Source organism: Enterococcus dispar ATCC 51266 (genome assembly GCF_000406945.1).
GTDB lineage: Bacteria > Bacillota > Bacilli > Lactobacillales > Enterococcaceae > Enterococcus_C > Enterococcus_C dispar.
The window spans coordinates 536,015-554,720 of sequence record NZ_KE136354.1 but is presented as its reverse complement, the minus strand read 5'-3'; the positions used below and the strand labels follow the sequence as shown (position 1 = coordinate 554,720).

General features: G+C 38.1%; 14 protein-coding genes and 1 riboswitch. Of the genes, 1 reads left to right on the top strand and 13 read right to left on the bottom strand.

The window, feature by feature from the left end; all coding sequences use genetic code 11:
• Positions 1 to 2: 2 nt before the first annotated feature.
• The 9 genes from RK01_RS02735 to mgtA form a co-directional block, all read right to left on the bottom strand.
• The gene (locus tag RK01_RS02735; protein ID WP_016171763.1) at positions 3 to 293 is read right to left on the bottom strand and encodes an Fpa/YlaN family protein; all 291 of its coding nucleotides are present in this window, start codon (positions 291 to 293) and stop codon (positions 3 to 5) included.
• A gap of 309 nt (positions 294 to 602) precedes the next feature.
• A complete protein-coding gene (gene typA, locus RK01_RS02730; RefSeq protein ID WP_016171762.1) occupies positions 603 to 2,429 on the bottom strand; it encodes a translational GTPase TypA in 1,827 nt (608 codons plus the stop codon).
• Between the two features lie 146 nt (positions 2,430 to 2,575).
• Positions 2,576 to 3,340, bottom strand: coding sequence for an inositol monophosphatase family protein (locus RK01_RS02725; RefSeq protein ID WP_016171761.1), 765 nt, complete (start codon positions 3,338 to 3,340; stop codon positions 2,576 to 2,578).
• A gap of 1 nt (position 3,341) precedes the next feature.
• Positions 3,342 to 3,617 (bottom strand): UPF0223 family protein, encoded by a 276-nt coding sequence (locus RK01_RS02720; protein ID WP_016171760.1) that lies wholly within the window; start codon positions 3,615 to 3,617, stop codon positions 3,342 to 3,344.
• A 96-nt stretch (positions 3,618 to 3,713) separates the two neighbouring features.
• Complete coding sequence (lpdA, locus tag RK01_RS02715; protein ID WP_016171759.1) at positions 3,714 to 5,120, bottom strand: dihydrolipoyl dehydrogenase; 1,407 nt, start codon at positions 5,118 to 5,120, stop codon at positions 3,714 to 3,716.
• 7 nt (positions 5,121 to 5,127) lie between these two features.
• On the bottom strand, positions 5,128 to 6,753 hold the full coding sequence (locus RK01_RS02710; RefSeq protein WP_016171758.1) for a dihydrolipoyllysine-residue acetyltransferase: 1,626 nt from the start codon (positions 6,751 to 6,753) through the stop codon (positions 5,128 to 5,130).
• A 47-nt stretch (positions 6,754 to 6,800) separates the two neighbouring features.
• A complete protein-coding gene (locus RK01_RS02705; protein ID WP_016171757.1) occupies positions 6,801 to 7,778 on the bottom strand; it encodes an alpha-ketoacid dehydrogenase subunit beta in 978 nt (325 codons plus the stop codon).
• A 2-nt stretch (positions 7,779 to 7,780) separates the two neighbouring features.
• On the bottom strand, positions 7,781 to 8,896 hold the full coding sequence (gene pdhA, locus RK01_RS02700) for a pyruvate dehydrogenase (acetyl-transferring) E1 component subunit alpha (protein ID WP_195516292.1): 1,116 nt from the start codon (positions 8,894 to 8,896) through the stop codon (positions 7,781 to 7,783).
• 295 nt (positions 8,897 to 9,191) lie between these two features.
• The gene (gene mgtA / locus RK01_RS02695) at positions 9,192 to 11,783 is read right to left on the bottom strand and encodes a magnesium-translocating P-type ATPase (RefSeq protein ID WP_016171755.1); all 2,592 of its coding nucleotides are present in this window, start codon (positions 11,781 to 11,783) and stop codon (positions 9,192 to 9,194) included.
• 244 nt (positions 11,784 to 12,027) lie between these two features.
• A riboswitch (M-box (ykoK) riboswitch) is annotated at positions 12,028 to 12,198 on the bottom strand.
• A gap of 230 nt (positions 12,199 to 12,428) precedes the next feature.
• Here mgtA and RK01_RS02690 point away from each other — a divergent pair.
• Positions 12,429 to 13,934: an AcpB/EbpR/MafR family transcriptional regulator gene (locus RK01_RS02690; RefSeq protein WP_016171754.1), complete on the top strand. Its 1,506-nt coding sequence runs from the start codon at positions 12,429 to 12,431 to the stop codon at positions 13,932 to 13,934.
• A gap of 37 nt (positions 13,935 to 13,971) precedes the next feature.
• Here RK01_RS02690 and wecB read toward each other — a convergent pair whose 3' ends face one another.
• From wecB to purD, 4 genes are all read right to left on the bottom strand, one after another.
• A complete protein-coding gene (wecB, locus tag RK01_RS02685; protein WP_016171753.1) occupies positions 13,972 to 15,075 on the bottom strand; it encodes a non-hydrolyzing UDP-N-acetylglucosamine 2-epimerase in 1,104 nt (367 codons plus the stop codon).
• A gap of 131 nt (positions 15,076 to 15,206) precedes the next feature.
• Positions 15,207 to 16,184, bottom strand: a complete 978-nt coding sequence (guaC, locus tag RK01_RS02680; RefSeq protein WP_143139798.1) for a GMP reductase — start codon at positions 16,182 to 16,184, stop codon at positions 15,207 to 15,209.
• 181 nt (positions 16,185 to 16,365) lie between these two features.
• Positions 16,366 to 17,280 (bottom strand): aldo/keto reductase, encoded by a 915-nt coding sequence (locus tag RK01_RS02675; protein ID WP_016171751.1) that lies wholly within the window; start codon positions 17,278 to 17,280, stop codon positions 16,366 to 16,368.
• Between the two features lie 161 nt (positions 17,281 to 17,441).
• Complete coding sequence (purD, locus tag RK01_RS02670) at positions 17,442 to 18,695, bottom strand: phosphoribosylamine--glycine ligase (RefSeq protein ID WP_016171750.1); 1,254 nt, start codon at positions 18,693 to 18,695, stop codon at positions 17,442 to 17,444.
• Positions 18,696 to 18,706: the final 11 nt, after the last annotated feature.

The following is an 18,706-nucleotide window of genomic DNA, read 5'->3' as shown; positions in this document are numbered from 1 at the left end:
GCTTACGCCTCCTTGTTCGTCTTTTGATCTTCATAAACCTCAGTGTATAAGCGATTCAATTCTCTTTCTAAATCACTCAACAACTGATGACCTTCGTCGTTTTTAAGGATGCCTAAACGCACCGCAAAGGTCACTTGACGAGACAAGCCATACATTTGGGTATCTACAACTTCTTCAAAGGCTTTACATTGAGAAATACATAAACTATTTTTTTGATTGCGAATTAATTTTTTAATGCGGTCGGCATCTTGCATCAATAATTCCAAAGCAAATTCATGAGAAATTGAATCCATCTCTAATCCAACCTTTCTTTCTTAGTTTCATTATTATAGCATAATCCCCAATTGAGTGGGACAAAATACTGGAAAGCTTCTTAAAACTTTCATGAATCACAGCAAAAATCCGAACATTTATCAAAAAAACAGAAAAGTTGTTTCTTATCTTTAGTCATGTGAAACATATATAAATGTGAAACAAATTCTCGCTGCATAAATCATAAGGTTAGATTAATATACGCAAAAACACCATTAAAACAACTTTTTAGCAGAAAAACTTTTCCACAAAAAAAAACCAATCTTCATACTGAAGATTGGTTTAAGTAATTATTTTTTCTTTTTAGCAGCTTTTTCCCGCTCACTCTTATTTAAAATTTGTTTACGTAAACGGATGCTTTCAGGTGTTACTTCACAGTATTCATCGTCATTTAAGAATTCTAGTGATTCTTCTAACGTTAAAATACGCGGACGTTTGATAACTGAAGTTTGGTCTTTGTTAGCAGAACGCACATTTGTCATTTGTTTTGCTTTTACGATGTTTACTGCTAGATCTTTATCACGAGAGCTTTCGCCGACGATCATTCCTTCATAAACTTCTGTACCAGGTTCAACAAAGACAGTACCACGTTCTTCAACAGACATAATGGAATAAGTTGTCGCTTTACCATTTTCCATTGAAACTAGTGCACCATGGTGACGACCACCAATCACGCCTTGAATCATTGGCAAGTATTGATCAAAAGTATGGTTCATAATCCCATAACCACGTGTCATCGATAAAAACTCAGTAGTAAAACCAATTAGACCACGAGCTGGTGCCAAAAAGACAAGACGGATCTGACCGTTACCCACATGAATCATGTCTTGCATTTCTGCTTTACGTTGCCCTAAAGCTTCAATAACCGAGCCCATATATTCCTCGGGTGTATCGATTTGAACCCGTTCAAAAGGTTCACATTTCACACCATCTACCATTCGTTCAATAACTTCTGGACGAGAAACTTGTAATTCATATCCTTCACGACGCATATTTTCAATTAAAATTGACAAATGTAATTCGCCACGACCGGAAACAGTCCAAGCATCAGGGGCAATAGATTCAACCCGTAACGAAACGTCAGTTTGTAATTGTGACATTAAACGTTCTTCAATTTTACGAGCAGTAACCCATTTTCCTTCACGACCCGCAAATGGCGAGTTGTTCACTAGGAAAGTCATTTGTAAAGTTGGTTCGTCAATGTGTAAGATTGGTAATGCATCTTGATGTTCTACGGGTGTGACTGTTTCACCAACAAAGATATCTTCCATCCCAGAAACTGCAATTAAATCTCCGGCTTTTGCTTCGGTGATTTCCAAACGTTTTAACCCAAAGAAACCAAACAATTTCGTAACACGGAAATTTTTAATCGTGCCATCTAATTTGATTAAAGAAACTTGATCCCCTACCGCAATTTTACCACGGAAAACCCGACCAATACCGATACGACCAACGTAGTCATTGTAATCAAGTAATGAAACTTGGAATTGCAATGGTTCATCGCTGTTATCAACTGGAGCTGGAATGTGTTCAATAATTGTATCAAAAACAGGGGCCATTGTATGTTCTTGTTTGCTTGGATCATCTGACAAGCTAGAAGTTCCATTGACTGCAGAAGCGTAAATAACTGGGAATTCTAATTGGTCTTCATCGGCACCTAATTCAATAAATAATTCTAAAACTTCATCGACAACCTCAGCCGGACGAGCTGAATCTTTGTCAATTTTATTTACTACTACGATTGGTGTTAAATGTTGTTCTAACGCTTTTTTTAATACAAAGCGGGTTTGTGGCATTGTTCCTTCATAGGCATCAACAACTAAAACTACACCGTCAACCATTTTCATGATTCGCTCTACTTCACCACCGAAGTCCGCGTGTCCTGGTGTGTCCATGATGTTGATTTTAGTACCTTGATATTCGACAGCTGTATTTTTTGCCAAAATCGTGATACCACGTTCTTTTTCCAATGCATTGGAGTCCATGGCCCGCTCTTCTAAGCGAGTGTGGCTGTCTAATGTATCTGATTGTTTCAATAATTCATCTACGAGTGTCGTTTTACCATGGTCAACGTGGGCGATAATTGCCACATTGCGAATATCATTTCTTAATTTCAATTTATCTGGCTCCTTTAATCTTGTGTATAATCTGACGGCTCATTATAACAGATTATCTTTCTGAAATATAGTGAAAACTTTCAAAAAGATACATTCCTTGTCATAACTTTTACCAATCTCCCTTAAATCCCACTACTAAGGGATTACTAATTTTTTATTTCCATAATATTTTCATAAGCTTTAGGAGTTGCGGCTACAAACAATTCACGTCCAGCCAATTTTAAAGGTTCCCCGTTAATGTTTGACATCCGTAAACCCAGCTCTTCAATTAGAACGCCGCCTGCAGCATAGTCCCATGGGGCAAGTCGTGAAATATAGGCAGCTCTTCTTCCCATCGCTAAACTAATTAATTCATAACCCGCACAGCCTGTCATCCGCACACCTAAGGCAACTTCTCCCATTTTTTGCACATGCCAGCTATCTTTTTGATACATCACATGATTTAATCCGACTAATCCTTCTGATAAGGCAATATCTTTTGGCGGATTAATTTTTTTATCATTACAATAAACACCAATATTACGACCGCCCCATAAAAATTCATCTTTCATCACGTCATAAACAAAACCCAGCTTACCCACGCCTTCTTCATAAACGGCAACCATAATACAAAAATTTTCATGTTCTAAAACAAAATTCATGGTTCCGTCAATGGGATCAATTATAAAGACGCGGCCACTAAAATCTTCGAGGTGGTCTTTCCCGTTTTCTTCACCTAAAATTTTGGCATTAGGATCAAAGTTCATAATCCGTTCCGTCAAAAAATCTTGTGTGGCCTTATCCAAATTTGTCACTAAATCGGTTCTACCACTTTTTGTATCAACCACTAAATCATCTGCTTGAAAACTTTTCTTAATCACTTCGCCTGCTTCATAAATCCAGCTTTTAATCTCATGAATCATTTCTTCCATATTAACCCTTCACCTTCAACTTTCCAGTTGGATTTTCTTTTGCTAATTTCAAAGTATGGTATAAAGAATAACCTGATAAATTTTCAAATTCTCTTCCTAGGCTGCGTTCTTCCCCAATACTTGGGACAACTTTTTTGAAATTTCCGTAGGCTTTCAAAAACATTTCAGCCTGCACCCCTGTTTCGTTAGCCGCTTCGAGCACTTCCCACATTTTCATTACAATAACCATTTCTTCAGTGGACCATGATAAATCCAAGGGATATTGATATTCTCGCATATATTTCACCTCAAATGCTAGTTTAGCATAGGTCTAAAGGATACAAAAGAAAGAGCTGCACCATTTGGCGCAGCTCAAATAACCATTTCAAGTTATTTAAATATGAATTGGCATACCTAAAGCAAGTTCAGAAGCATCCATCACGATTTCTCCTAATGATGGGTGTGGATGAATCGTTAGTGCGATATCTTCGGCGTTCATACCAGATTCAATAGCTAAGGCTAATTCTGAAACCATATCGCTTGCACCAACACCAGCTAATTGCGCACCGATTAAAACATTGTCTTCTACAGTTGTTACCAATCGAATAAAGCCTTCTGTTTTACCTAATGAAAGTGCACGACCATTACCTGAGAATGGGAATTTGAAAGCTTTCGCTTCCAAACCAGCTTCTTTTGCTTCTGCAATTGTCATCCCAACAGAGGCAAGTTCTGGATCAGTAAAGGCTACAGCAGGCATAGCTTTGTAATCAACAGCAACTTTTTTACCACTAATAGCTTCAGCAGCAATTTTTGCTTCATAACTTGCTTTGTGTGCTAAAGCAGCCCCTGGAACAATATCGCCAATTGCAAAAATATTAGAAACATTCGTACGACCTTGTTTATCGACAGTAATTAAACCACGTTCGCCGATTTCAACACCAGCTTGTTCTAAGCCCAACTCGTCTGTGTTAGGACGACGACCAACTGTCACCATTACATAATCCGCTGCAATGCTTTCTTCTTTGCCATCAACTGCATATTTGATAGTAACACTATCACCATTATCAACAGCTTCTTTAGCCATTGCATTGGTAATAACAGTCATCCCTTTTTTCTTAAATTCATCTTCAACAATTTTGACCATATCTTTTTCATAAGTTGGCAAAATTTGTGGTGAACCTTCCAAAATTGTCACATTGGCTCCTAGGTTAGCGTAAGCTCCACCAAGTTCTGCACCGATTACACCGCCACCAATAATGACGAAGTTTTTCGGTACTTCTTTTAAGGCTAAACCGCCAGTTGAGTCTAATACACGCCCGCCAAATTTGAAACCAGGAATTTCAATTGGACGGGAACCAGTCGCAACAATGGCATTGTTGAAAGAATAGGTTTGCGCAGAATCAGGATGAATTACACGCAATGTATGATCATCGACAAAATAAGCTTCTCCTTCTAAAACTTCTACCTTATGTTTTTTTAATAAGAAGCCCACGCCACTGGTTAATTTGTTAACAACACCATTTTGTTTCCATTCTTGTGTTGCAGCAAAGTCCAATTTAACATTTTCACTAGAAACGCCAAACAACTTAGAGTCTAGGGATTCTTGATAATGATGTCCAGCAGAAATCAAGGCTTTTGAAGGAATACATCCAACATTCAAGCAGACACCGCCAATGTATTCTTTTTCGACAATGGCAACTTTTTGTCCCATTTCGGCAGCGCGGATGGCAGCTACATAGCCACCAGGTCCAGCTCCGATTACAACTGTATCTAATTCGATAGCGAAATCTCCAACTACCATGAGTCTATCATCCTTCCATTAACATTAGCTCTGGGTTAGCTAACAAGCGTTTAATATTATTCATTGCTTTTTGAGCAGTCGCGCCATCCACGATACGGTGATCAAAACTTAAAGAAAGTTTCATAACACGGCCCACTACGATTTCACCTTCTGCACTTACTACAGGTTGTTGTGAAATTGTTCCGACACCTAAGATAGCAACTTCAGGATAATTGATAACTGGCGTAAAGAAGCCACCGCCAACAGAACCAATATTGCTAATTGTGATTGTCCCGTTGCGCATATCATCAGCGGCAAGTTTGCCATCATGAGCTAATTGTGCTTTATTATTAATTTCGTCAGCAATTGTAAACATACCTTTTTGATCGGCATTTTTTACATTTGGTACATATAAACCATGATCGGTATCCGTTGCAATCCCCACATTGTAATAATGTTTATAAACAATTTCTTGTTTTACATCGTCAATAGAGGCATTTAATACTGGGAATTTCTTCACCGTAGCAGTTAAGGCTTTTACAACATATGGTAAGAAAGTTAATTTTGTGCCATTTTCAGCAGCAACTTCTTTAAATTTCTTGCGGTGGTCCCAAAGAGCCGAAACTTCTACTTCATCATGTAATGTGACATGAGGGGCAGTTTGTTTGCTTGTCACCATTGCTTTAGCAATCGCTTTACGTGTTGGTGTCAAGGCCACGCGTTCTTCCATATCTCCCATGTTTGAAGTGAAGGCTTTTGGTGTAGCTTTAGCTGGAGCATTAGTTTCAACAGTAGAAGTTTGTTCCGTTGTTTTTGCTTCAGCAGTTGCAGGCGCACTGCCACCACTCAAGAAACCATCAATATCATTTTTAGTTACCCGACCACCTTTACCAGTAGCTGTTACTTGGGTAATATCAACATCTTTTTCACGAGCATATTGACGTACAGAAGGCATTGCCAATACACGTTTATTTGGATCTGATGCTTCAACTACACTACTTGTAGAAGCTGATACAGGAGCTGAAGTTGTTGGAGCAGATTGCGTTGAAGTATCTGCAGCTGCATTATTATGTCCAGGAGCGTCAATTTCAACTAATACATCTCCGACATTTGCTACTGTGCCTTCAGAAGCAATAATATTTTTGACTGTCCCTGTAACAGGTGATGGAATTTCTTCTACTGATTTATCGTTTTGTACTTCTAGTAAAGTATCATCTTCGTTAATTGTATCGCCAGCTTTAACGAACCATTTTACGATTTCGCCTTCAGCAATCCCTTCACCAATATCTGGTAATTTAAACTGATAAACGCCACCGCCATTTGCAGCAGGGGCTTCAGTAGTAGGGATGGCAGCGGGTTGTGCTGGTGTTTGTTCAGTTGCAGCTACACCACTGTCTCCTTCATTGTCTTCATGTCCAGGAGCATCGATTTCAACTAATACATCCCCAACATTTGCTACCGTACCTTCAGAAACAATAATATTTTTGACTGTCCCTGTAACAGGTGATGGAATTTCTTCTACTGATTTATCATTTTGTACTTCTAGTAAAGTATCATCTTCATTAATTGTATCGCCGGGTTTTACAAACCATTTTACGATTTCACCTTCAGCAATCCCTTCGCCGATATCCGGTAATTTAAATTGAAAAGCCATTTATAATCTTTCCTTCCTGAAAATAAAATTCATTTCCTTACGTCTCATTAAAAGTTGACGATTTCTTTTACTTTAGCTTCGATATCCGCGGCATTTGGAAGCCAAATATTTTCAGCTTGACCAAATGGGAAAACTGTATCTGGCGCAGAAACACGGCCAACAGGCGCTTCAAGTGATAAAACAGCACGTTCAGAAATTTCAGAAACAACTTGTGCTCCGACACCCGCTTGTTTTTGCGCTTCTTGGACGACAACGACACGACCAGTTTTTTCAACTGAAGCAATAATTGTTTCAACGTCTAGCGGTGCAATTGTGCGAAGATCAATAATTTCAGCTTCAATATTTTCTTTGGCTAAATTATCCGCAGCTTTAATTGCTTCACGAACCATTGCACCATAAGTAATAATTGAAACATCTTTACCTTCCCGCGTTACAGCAGCTTTATCTAATGGAACTTCATAGGCTTCATCTGGTACTTCATCACGAAATGAGCGATACAATTTCATATGCTCCAAAAAGACAACAGGATCATTGCTACGAATAGAAGAAATTAATAAACCTTTGGCATCATAAGGATTAGATGGAATAACGACCCGCAAACCTGGAGATTGTGCCATTAAACCTTCTAAATTATCAGAATGAAGTTCTGGAGTATGCACGCCACCACCAAATGGCGAACGGATTGTAATCGGTAAATTACGTGTCCCCCCCATGCGATAACGCGTACGTGCCATTTGTCCTACAACTTCGTCCATTACTTCAAAAACAAAGCCAAAAAATTGGATTTCAGGGACAGGACGAAAACCTTCAAGTGCTAAGCCAAAAGCTAAACCGCCAATACCTGATTCTGCTAATGGGGTATCAAAAACACGATCTTCCCCGTACTTGTCTTGTAAACCTTCTGTTGCCCGGAACACTCCGCCGTTTTTACCTACGTCTTCACCAAAAACTAAGACATTTTCGTCAGCACCTAATTCCAAACTCAATGCGTCGGTGATCGCTTGGATCATTGTTTTTTGCGCCATGACTATTTCGACTCCTTCGCTTCATAAAATGCAATTTGTTCTTTAATACTTTGTGGTTGTACTTCATACATATTTTTTAAGAAATCAGAAACTTTTTGCTTTGGTACACGATCAGCTTCTGCAATTGCTGTTTTGATTTCTTCTTTTGTTTTTTCAATAACTGCTTCTTCTTTTTCTTCTGACCAAAGCCCCTTTTCAGTTAGATAGTTCCGCATGCGAATCAATGGATCTTTTTGTTGCCATTCATTGTCTAAATCTTTTGAACGGTAGCGGGTTGGATCGTCTCCTGAAAGTGTATGTGGACCATAACGATAAGTTAATGTTTCAATTAAAACAGGACCATTGCCGGCTGCGGCCCATTCTCTGGCAGCTTTTGAAACAGTGTAAACAGCAAGAGCATCCATGCCGTCAACTTGAATCCCCGGAATCCCAGCGGCAGCTGCTTTTTGGGCTAACGTTTTAGCAGCAGTTTGTTTTTCTCGTGGTGTTGAAATAGCAAAACCATTATTTTGAATATAAAAAACAGCATTGGCGTGATAAGCACCCGCAAAGTTCATAGCTTCATAAAAGTCCCCTTGTGATGAACCGCCATCACCAGTATAGACAAAGGTAACATTTTTACTATTGCGTTTTTTTAGTCCTAAAGCAACACCAGCTGCTTGAACATATTGTGCGCCAATAATGATTTGTGGTGGCATTGCGTGTAAATCTTCTGGGTACAAGTTCCCAGCAACATGGCCACGAGACCATAAAAACGCTTCTTTTAGTGGTAGACCGTGTTGAACCAGTTGTGGCACATCACGGTAGCCAGGAAATAGACGATCTTCTTTTTCAAATGCAAAATGACTTGCTAATTGACTTGCTTCTTGTCCTGCTGTAGGTGCATAAAAGCCAAGACGACCTTGACGGTTTAAAGCTGTTGAACGTTGATCTAATACCCGAGACCACACCATTTGTGTCATCAATTCGACTAATTCATCGTCACTTAAGTCAGGGATTAAATCTTTGTTAACCACCTTACCATCCTTGTCTAATGCCTGATACGTTGGAAAATCAGCATTGATCTCATCCAAAATCTTTTGGAAATCGATTACATTCTTCGCCATTTTATTACCCATTCCTCTCTTAAATAAATGACCCTAAGTATAACAGCATAATATTCTGTATTAGGTATTTCGTAAAACTTACATCATTAAGCTATCATTTATCGGAAATAAATACAACTAAGACGCTCACTAAATCACGAAATAAAAATCGATTGAAACAGCTTGATATCAATTTATTTTTGTGAATTCCATCACATTTGTAAAGCGCTTTAAAAATTTAGGGCTCTAATTAATAGAAAAAATGGAAATTTGCTAGTACAGCAAGTCAATAAAAATACGACAGCTATTCAATAGCTGTCGTATTTTATCATACCCATTCAGAAGTGAATTTAATGTAAACGCGTTTAGCGATTTCAATTGTAATCAAATAACCTACAATGATTAAAACAAACCACATCCAATATTGCGGAGGCAGAACAGTAAAGTCAAAAACCGTCCGTAATGGAGATAACACTAAAACAAAACCTGTTACAATCGCTAAAAGACTTGTGAGGATAACCGGCCAAGAAGCACGGCTTTCCACAAATGGTAACTTTCTCGTACGAACCATGTGAACCACCAATGTTTGGGTTGTTAATCCTACTAAAAACCATCCTGTTTGAAAAAGACTCTGTTGTGCTACTGTATTAGCCCCTAGCACAAACCACATTACTAAAAATGTTAAAATATCAAAGATACTTGACACAGGTCCGATGGAAATAGTGAATTTGAACAAATCACCAATCTCCCAACGAACAGGTTTTACCAATTCTTCTTCATCAACATTATCCCAAGGAATCGTCAATTGTGCCATATCATAAATCAAATTTTGTACCAATAGTTGGATTGAGAGCATTGGCAAAAATGGTAAGAAAGCACTCGCTACTAAAATGGAAAAAACATTGCCAAAGTTTGAACTGATAGTGAACTTGATATATTTCATCATATTAGAAAAAACACGTCGTCCTTCAATTACTCCTGTTTCTAATACATTGAGACTTTTCTCTAATAAAATGATGGAACTAGCGTCTTTGGTGATATCAGCTGCTGTATCAACTGATATCCCCACATCGGCTTTTCTCAAAGCCGGAGCATCGTTGATGCCGTCGCCCATAAAACCAACGGTATGGCCCTTTTTTTGAATTACTTCAATTAAGCGGGATTTTTGCATCGGATTAAGTTTGGCAAATAAATTGGTTTCATCCACTTGTCCCATCAGTTCCTCATCAGATAAGACCTCAATATCCGTTCCCAACAAAACATTTGTTACGCCAATTCCGACATCTTGACAAACTTTTTTAGCAACAATCGCATTATCTCCTGTCAAAACTTTTACTGTCACACCATGCTCATGTAAGGATTTAATCGCTGAAATAGCGGATTCTTTCGCTGGATCCAAAAAGCCCATAAAACCAATTAGCGTCATATCTTTTTCATCTGCGACAGAATACGTAGCATCACTGTGCGCATCTTTTTTTACTGCTACCGTTAAGACGCGCATCCCCTGTTCGTTCATTTTCATATTGACGTTGCGCATTTTTTCTTTTAACGCATCGTCTAAAAGAACAGTTTTACCATCAATTTCTGCATATTTACATACTTTTTCCATCTCTTCGACAGCGCCTTTTGTCACCATTATTTGATGATGATCTGCTTTGACAACAACCGTCAGGCGACGTCTGGAAAAATCAAAAGGAATTTCATCGATTTTGACAACATCGTTAAATGGTAGCCTGCCGTTGTTTTCTTCAAAATAATTCAACACGGCAATATCCATTAAATTTTTCCATCCAGTTTGGTAATGCGAGTTTAAATACGTCATCGCTAAAACTGCTTGATTTTCTTTACCCAGAGGATTTAAATGTTTTACCAACACGACGCGATCTTCTGTAATTGTCCCCGTTTTATCAGTACACAACACATCCATACTGCCGAGATTTTGAATAGAAGGAAGCTCTTTTACAATAACTTTTTGTTTAGATAACGCTAACGCCCCTTTAGCCAAATTACTCGTCACAATCATCGGTAACATCTCAGGGGTTAAACCAACCGCCACGGCAATCGCAAAAAAGAATGCCGATGTCCAATCACTTTTTGTTAAGCCATTAATCAAGAAAACTACTGGAAATAATACCATTACCATCCGCAATAATAATTTACTAACCCGGGTTAAGCCTACATCAAAAGCCGTTTTGCCTCGTTTACTGGTGGCATTGCGAGCAATATCACCAAAAAAAGTTTCTTGGCCAGTTTTTAAAATAATAGCTCTTCCTTGACCACTTAAAACATCGGTTCCCATAAAAACCAAATCGTCTAAATCCAAAGCCGAGATATCTTCATCTTTTTTAACTCCGGCCTCAACGAATTTTTCCACCGGCATAGATTCTCCTGTCAAAGAAGATTGATTGACAAACAAATCTTTTGTCCAAATTAAAACGGCATCGGCTGGAATCATATCGCCCGTTGCTAAAGTTACAATATCACCAGGCACCACTTCATCCATTGGAATTTCTTTGGTGCGCCCATCTCGTGTCACGGCACAAGTATTTTCAATTAATTCTTTTAGCGCTAAACTGGCTTTTTGTGAACGATATTCTTGCACAAAAGTAATGATAACACTCGCTAAAATCATCACCAACATGACAATGGCTGCCTCGTAATCACTAGTGACAAATGAAACTATCGCTAAAGCCGCTAAAACCAATACAAAAGGATCTTTAAAACCTTCAATGAATAATAACCAAGCCGGAGTTGGTTTTTGAGCATCTACTCTATTTTCGCCGTATTCTTCTAAACGTTCCTTAGCATCTTCAGAAGATAAACCATTAATAGAAGTACGCAGCTCCATAAATAGTTCTCGTTCTGATAAAAAAGCTAATTTTTTTAATTCTTGTTCTTTCGTATTTTTTGTAAATAACATGTTCTCTCTCCTTTTGCTAAGAGAGACCCTTCTCCCTCTTAGCTATTTTTATTTAGTTTCTGTCGCGAGGGACTGGGGTGTTCCATGTCAATCAACCTTTCTAAACTTTATTTCAAATTTTCATAGGAAAAATTGAAAACCTCAAGAAATTATTTCATATTCAAATATTCGTTGAATTTAATAAATTATTTCATAAAAATAAGCCATAAAAAAACGCGTACTCAACAATGAGCACGCGTCTAATAAGCGTATGTTCATGTTGAGCTTTAGCACTATAGGGCGTAGATAGCAGATGCTATCAGCTGCATTATGGATGACCTTCACGATCATCCCTGTTCTACCAACTAAGAGTCTCTCGATTCTTTCGCGGCAGCAGCTTATGTCCATATAGGAGCCTCACCTAACAAATATTTGATTATGAAAATTTCAATCTCTTTTCACTTATATCCTAATGAAGAACCAGAATTTTGTCAACTATAAAAAAACTTTTTTGTCGATAAAAATAACGAACAGACGTTATCGGTCAAAATTTTCTATTTTTCCTCAAAAAGCCCTTATTCTGATTGCACATCTTATTTTTTTCCTTTAATATTATAAACAATATCTAAAATTATTCTTTTTTGATAATAATTACAGGAGAAGATTATGAATTTACGTGATTTTTTATCTTGGCGTGAACAACGACAGCTTGAAGTCGTTGAAGCCCTCTACCAACACCCTAGCGGTATTACTTCAGAAGAGTTACGGAAATTAACCGGCGCTGGTGATAAAACCATTCGCAGTATCATTGGCGAACTTCAGATACAATTTCCTGCTTTCAAAATTATGGCTTACCGCAACCGCTATTACTGGCAAGCGCCTTTCAACTTAGGACTGGATCGCTTTTATGATTATCTCATGCAAGAAACTAGCGAAATGAAACTTTTAGAACATCTCTTATTTGAAGATTGTTTTACCTATTCGGATTGTGCCAATGCACTTTTTTTAAGTAACGCAGGTTTTCACCGCTTATGCAAAAAATTTCAAAATTTATTGTCACCTTATGACGTTAAAATACGCAATCGCCCTTTTCGAATTGAAGGAAATGAAATTTTCATTCGGACATTGTATACTCTTTATTTTTGCGAAAAGCGACACGGCGCGGCTTATCTCTTGCCTGATAGTCAAAGCGATAACGCCTTGAGCACTTTGGTTACTGCACTTTTAAAAGAAAACAAGCTACCGCAAAATTATCGCCAACACGAACAACTTTATTTTTCCGGTGCGGTATCTATTTGGCGACAAAACAACGGCCATTTATTGCCCCAAGAAATAGAAAAAAGCGGCTTTTTGAAAGCTGAAAGTTCTTCCACCACGAATGCTGTTGTTCAGTTAAAAGAAACGCTTATGAGTATCAATTGGCATTTTAACTTTTTGGAAACTTTTTGGACAGTATGCCACGACTATGTATTATTATCTTTTGCCCATTTTCAACAAGCCCAAAAGAGAAATCCAAGAATTAAAAGATTAGCTCAGCGAACAAACCATTACCTCGATGCCCTCTTATCGAGCACCAAGCAAAATATAGCTAGTCTTGAAAAAGAAGAGCTGATTTGGCACTTTTGTAATGAAAATTATATTCATCTAAGAAACTGTGACTTTATTGCCATTTTATCCAATTGTCGGCGAGAATTTGTTTTGAATTATGAAAAGAAATTTCCTAATGTCATAACGGGCTTAAAAAAATTTATTAACAACTACCATAACAAATATCAGATTCACATCACAAGTGATCAAGTTTATCAACAGTTATATCTTATTATTACACTATTACCGCAAATTTTAACCCATTGGCAGATAACCACACGGACATTGATTTTATCGGATATTTCTACGATTCACCCAAAATATCTTCATCAGGTTTTACTGCAGCATTTCCCTACCGAAACAAAATTTGAAATTATTGAAAGTATCAATAGTCAACCTAATGCTGTTCACGAACAACTGGAAGCATACGATTTAATTATCTCCACTTTTTCTCCTCAGGAAATGTTTGCTCATTTACCGGTCGTCACAATTAAAGCTACCCCCGACTTTTATGACTTTTTAAAAATCGAGACAGCGTTACAAAGAGTAATGGAAAGACGTCTGGCAAAAGATAATGAAATTTAAGTAACCCATCCACCCGATTTTACGAGTGGATGGGTTATTAATTTTTATCAAAGTAATCTGCAATAGCATCTAAAATCCGTTCGCTGGCTCGGCCATCTCCATAAGGATTTTTTGCTTGTGCCATTTTTTCATACGCTGCAGGATCAGTTAATAATTTCTTAGCAGCATCATAAACTTGTTTTTCATCTGTCCCTACTAAGCATAATGTCCCCGCTTCAATGCCTTCAGGTCGCTCCGTTGTATCCCGCAGGACTAAAACAGGCACACCTAATGAAGGTGCTTCTTCTTGAACGCCACCTGAGTCTGTCATAATTAAATAACTTCTAGCTGCCAAATTATGAAAGTCTATGACGTCTAATGGTTCAATTAACGCAACATTTGCTAGGTCGCCCAGATTTTTTTTGGCATTTTCCCGCACCAATGGATTTTTGTGCATCGGAAAGACAATTGAAATTTCCGGAAACTCTTGCGCTAAGCGGCGTAAAGCAAGGAAAACTGTCGCCATCTTTTCTCCTAAATTTTCCCGACGATGCATCGTTACTAGAATTTGTTTTTTATCCGCTAAAAGAGCCGAATGATGATAATCCTTTTGCACCGTATATTGCATGGCATCAATTGCCGTATTTCCTGTTATATAAATGTGGTCAGATAAATGATGTTCTTGTTTTAAATTAGCAGCACTGGTTTTGGTGGGAGCAAAATAAAGATCGCTTAAAACATCTGTTAATTGGCGATTCGCTTCTTCTGGATAAGGCGAATACTTATTATACGTCCTTAAGCCCGCTTCAACGTGACCAATGGGTATCTGCTGATAAAAAGCGGCTGTCGCTGCAGCAAAAGTCGTGGTAGTATCCCCGTGAACTAAAACAATATCAGGCTTCATTTGTTTTAAAACCGGTTGCAATTCTAATAATACTTTCGTTGTAATATCTGTTAACGTCTGACCTTGACTCATAATATCCAAATCAAAATCTGCTCTTAATTCAAAAATTTTCATAACTTGATCCAACATCTCACGGTGTTGTGCCGTTACTGTCACAAGCGATTCAAACCGGGCGTCTTTTTCCAAGGCTTTAACCAGAGGCGCCATTTTAATCGCTTCGGGTCTTGTGCCAAAAATCGACATTACTTTAATCGTCATGCTTATCTCCTCTTTTCAAAATGAAATGACTATTCTATTGAAAATATCATCTCCACATCAATCACATTTTAGCATAACCGGCCAGAAGATAAAAAAACCACGACCCAAAAACAGTCGTGGTAAAAAAACATTTAAATTGTATCACCGTTGAAGATAGAATTTTTTACAATTACGTAATCTACTTTGCGAATGGCTTCTAAGTCTTTGCCTCCAGCATAAGAGATAGAAGATTGTAAATCTTGTTGCATTTCCACAAGTGTATCCGCTAGTTTTCCTTTGTAAGGAATCCAAATTTTCTTTCCTTCGACGTTCTTCTTTTCTCCTTTTTGGAACTCAGAAGCACTACCGAAGTACTCTTTTAAAACAACACCGTCTTGTACTTTGGTTTCGCCAGGAGATTCTTCGTGCCCTGCAAATAATGAACCAATCATCACCATCGTTGCGCCAAAACGAACGGATTTAGCAATATCACCATGGGTCCGAATTCCACCATCGGCAATAATTGGTTTGCGAGCTGCCTTGGCACACCAACGGACTGCTGCTAATTGCCAACCACCTGTACCAAAACCGGTTTTAATTTTGGTGATACAAACTTTACCAGGTCCAATTCCGACCTTTGTTGCATCTGCCCCTGCATTTTCCAATTCCCGCACAGCTTCTGGTGTGCCAACATTCCCCGCAATAACAAAAGTTTCAGGTAAGAGACGTTTAATATGTTGAATCATTTCAATCACCGCATTGGCATGACCATGGGCAATATCAATGGTAATGTAATCTGGCACTAAGTTTTCAGCTGCTAATTCTTCAACAAAAGTGTATTCGTGTGGCTTTACGCCAACACTGATGGAGGTAATTAAATTTCTACTTTGCATTTTTTTTACAAAAGGAATGCGAGCATCTTCATTAAAGCGATGCATAATGTAAAAGTAGCCATTTTCAGCTAAAAATTCAGCAATATTCTCATCGATAATTGTCTGCATATTGGCTGGAACTACTGGCATTTTAAAGGAATGTTTCCCTAAAGTTACCGTCGTATCACATTCCGAACGGGAACTTACGATACATTTATTGGGAATTAATTGGACATCTTCATAATCAAAAACTTTCATATCAAACATAATGAATAGCCTCCATTTGTTTATTGGGTCACATTTTTTGCGCCCTATGTAATTTAGCTCATCTAAATCAGAAAAGCAATAAAAGAAACCTATAAATAGCAACAAAACACAAAAATCGTTCGGGATTTCCGAACGATTTTCACTTTCACTTAAATTATTATTAGAAAATCAATTATGGTAAATCATTGCCAGCCGCTAAATAAATACCATACCAATCTTCTTTTGATAAAACGATATCACTCGCTTTTGCAATTTCTTCAATTCGTTGCAAATTCATTGTACCAATAATAACTTGCATGTTCGCCGGATGACGTAAAATCCACGCAGAAGCAATGCCTGTTGGCGTTGTGTGATATTTTTCTGCCATTTCAGCTAATTTTTTATTTAATTCAGGAAATTTTTCATTTCCAATAAAGACACCTTCAAAAAAGCCGTATTGATAAGGTGACCAAGCTTGTATCGTCATATCATTTAAACGAGAAAATTCCAAAATTCCATCATCGTGGTCAACACTACGAGGATCTGTCATATTAACATGCAAACCAAAGTCAATCATGCCCGTATGCATGATACCAAACTGTAATTGATTGGCAACAAGGGGCTGGCGTACATATTTTTGTAGTAATTCAATTTGACGAGAATACTGATTGCTCACCCCAAAATATTTTACTTTTCCGTCTGATTCCAATTGGTCAAAAGCTGCCGCTACTTCTTCTGGTTCCATCAAAGTATCGGGACGATGCAACAATAAGGCGTCCAAATAATCGACATTTAGACGTTTCAAACTTTTTTCTACTGAAGAAATAATATGCTCTTTGGAAAAATCGTACATTTCTCCAGGAACAATGCCGCACTTACTTTGAATAAACATATCTTCTCTTTTATAACTCGTTTTAGCAAAAGCATCTGCAAAAATTTCTTCGCATTTGCCTTGACCATAAATATCCGCATGATCAAAAAAGTTGATGCCGTTTTCTACTGCAGTTTGTATGACAGCTACAGGATCTTTGGCCTCAGTAATCCGCATACAGCCTAAAACTACGCTGGAAACACCCAACTCATTTGGTCCAAAATTGACTTGTTTCATTTTGTCGCCTCCAAATTAATAATCCAATTCTAAACATTGTTTACTGTTAAATTTTAACACATCTAAGAGAAAACGCTAACAAATTTTAGTTGGGAAATTTTACGAACCTTTGCTTTCTCTTATAAATAATAAAACAGCAGCCTTAACAGGCTGCTGTTTTATTATTTTAGCGCTTTTGCACCAATATCATGCCGATAAAACATCTCTGGTAACGACATTTGCTTTAAAGCATCATACACTTCATTCCGTGCCTTTTCTAAATTGGCAGCTTGTGCTGCGACTAAGAAAATACGACCGCCATTGGCAAGTAGTTCTCCATTTTTTTCTGCTGTACCTGCAAAATAAAGTTCTGTACTGCCCATAGTCTTTTGTGGTAATACCATACCTTTTTGATACTTACCAGGATAACCTTCAGCAGCTACAACAACGCCAAAAGCAGCATTATCATGCCAGGTTACTTCGGGTTTTTCATCTGTCAGGAGTGCTGTAATAATAGCAACTAAACTTGATTTTAACCGCGGTAAGACAACTTGTGTTTCGGGATCACCGAAACGAGCGTTAAATTCAATGACTTTTGCCCCTTCATTTGTAGCAATTAAACCTGCGTATAAAATACCAGTAAAAGGCGTTCCGTTTCTAACCATACCACTGGCAGCGGGTTCCAAAATTTCTTTCACCGCTTTTTCAACCATTTCATCACTAATTTGAGGCACTGGCGAATAAGCACCCATCCCACCAGTATTTGGCCCTTTATCGCCATCATAAGCCCGCTTATGATCTTGCGCAATGACCATTGGATAAACAGCCTCATCTTTCACAAAAGCCAATAATGAAAATTCTTCTCCAGCTAAAAAGTCTTCCACCACAACTTTGGCACCACTTTCGCCAAAACGATTGTCTTCTAACATATCAGATAAAGCAGTTAACGCCTGCGGAACAGTTTCGGCCACAACAACCCCTTTACCCGCAGCCAAACCATCGGCCTTAATCACAATGGGAGCACCCTTTTCTTTTACGTAAGCAGCAGCATTGTGGTAATCAGAAAACGTCTTATAGTCGGCTGTGGGAATTTGATTATTTCGCATAATTTGTTTGGCAAAATCTTTTGAGCTTTCAATTTGAGCAGCTTTTTGATTCGGACCAAAAACAAGCAACCCCGCTTTTTGAAAATCGTCTACTATTCCCCTTTGTAAAGGTGCTTCCGGCCCCACAAAAGTCCATGCAACATTTTCTGTCTTAGCAAAATCAATTAGCTTGTCGTGATCTCCTTCTGCAATTGAAACAGTCTTAATGCCATCTTGTTTCATGCCAGGGTTACCGGGTGCGCAGAAAACAGTTGTTACTTCTTTATCTGCTAATAATTTTTTAGCAATGGCGTGTTCCCGACCGCCACCACCAATAACCAATAATTTCATATTTGCTTCCT

Bases quoted from the DNA above. Each gene is read 5' to 3' on its own strand.
- RK01_RS02735 (WP_016171763.1), bottom strand. From the start codon at position 293: ATGGATTCAATTTCTCATGAATTTGCTTTGGAATTATTGATGCAAGAT.
- RK01_RS02725 (WP_016171761.1), bottom strand. From the start codon at position 3,340: ATGGAAGAAATGATTCATGAGATTAAAAGCTGGATTTATGAAGCAGGC.
- RK01_RS02720 (WP_016171760.1), bottom strand. From the start codon at position 3,617: ATGCGAGAATATCAATATCCCTTGGATTTATCATGGTCCACTGAAGAA.
- lpdA (WP_016171759.1), bottom strand. From the start codon at position 5,120: ATGGTAGTTGGAGATTTCGCTATCGAATTAGATACAGTTGTAATCGGA.
- RK01_RS02710 (WP_016171758.1), bottom strand. From the start codon at position 6,753: ATGGCTTTTCAATTTAAATTACCGGATATCGGCGAAGGGATTGCTGAA.
- RK01_RS02705 (WP_016171757.1), bottom strand. From the start codon at position 7,778: ATGGCGCAAAAAACAATGATCCAAGCGATCACCGACGCATTGAGTTTG.
- pdhA (WP_195516292.1), bottom strand. From the start codon at position 8,896: ATGGGTAATAAAATGGCGAAGAATGTAATCGATTTCCAAAAGATTTTG.
- mgtA (WP_016171755.1), bottom strand. From the start codon at position 11,783: ATGTTATTTACAAAAAATACGAAAGAACAAGAATTAAAAAAATTAGCT.
- RK01_RS02690 (WP_016171754.1), top strand. From the start codon at position 12,429: ATGAATTTACGTGATTTTTTATCTTGGCGTGAACAACGACAGCTTGAA.
- wecB (WP_016171753.1), bottom strand. From the start codon at position 15,075: ATGACGATTAAAGTAATGTCGATTTTTGGCACAAGACCCGAAGCGATT.
- guaC (WP_143139798.1), bottom strand. From the start codon at position 16,184: ATGAAAGTTTTTGATTATGAAGATGTCCAATTAATTCCCAATAAATGT.
- RK01_RS02675 (WP_016171751.1), bottom strand. From the start codon at position 17,280: ATGAAACAAGTCAATTTTGGACCAAATGAGTTGGGTGTTTCCAGCGTA.
- purD (WP_016171750.1), bottom strand. From the start codon at position 18,695: ATGAAATTATTGGTTATTGGTGGTGGCGGTCGGGAACACGCCATTGCT.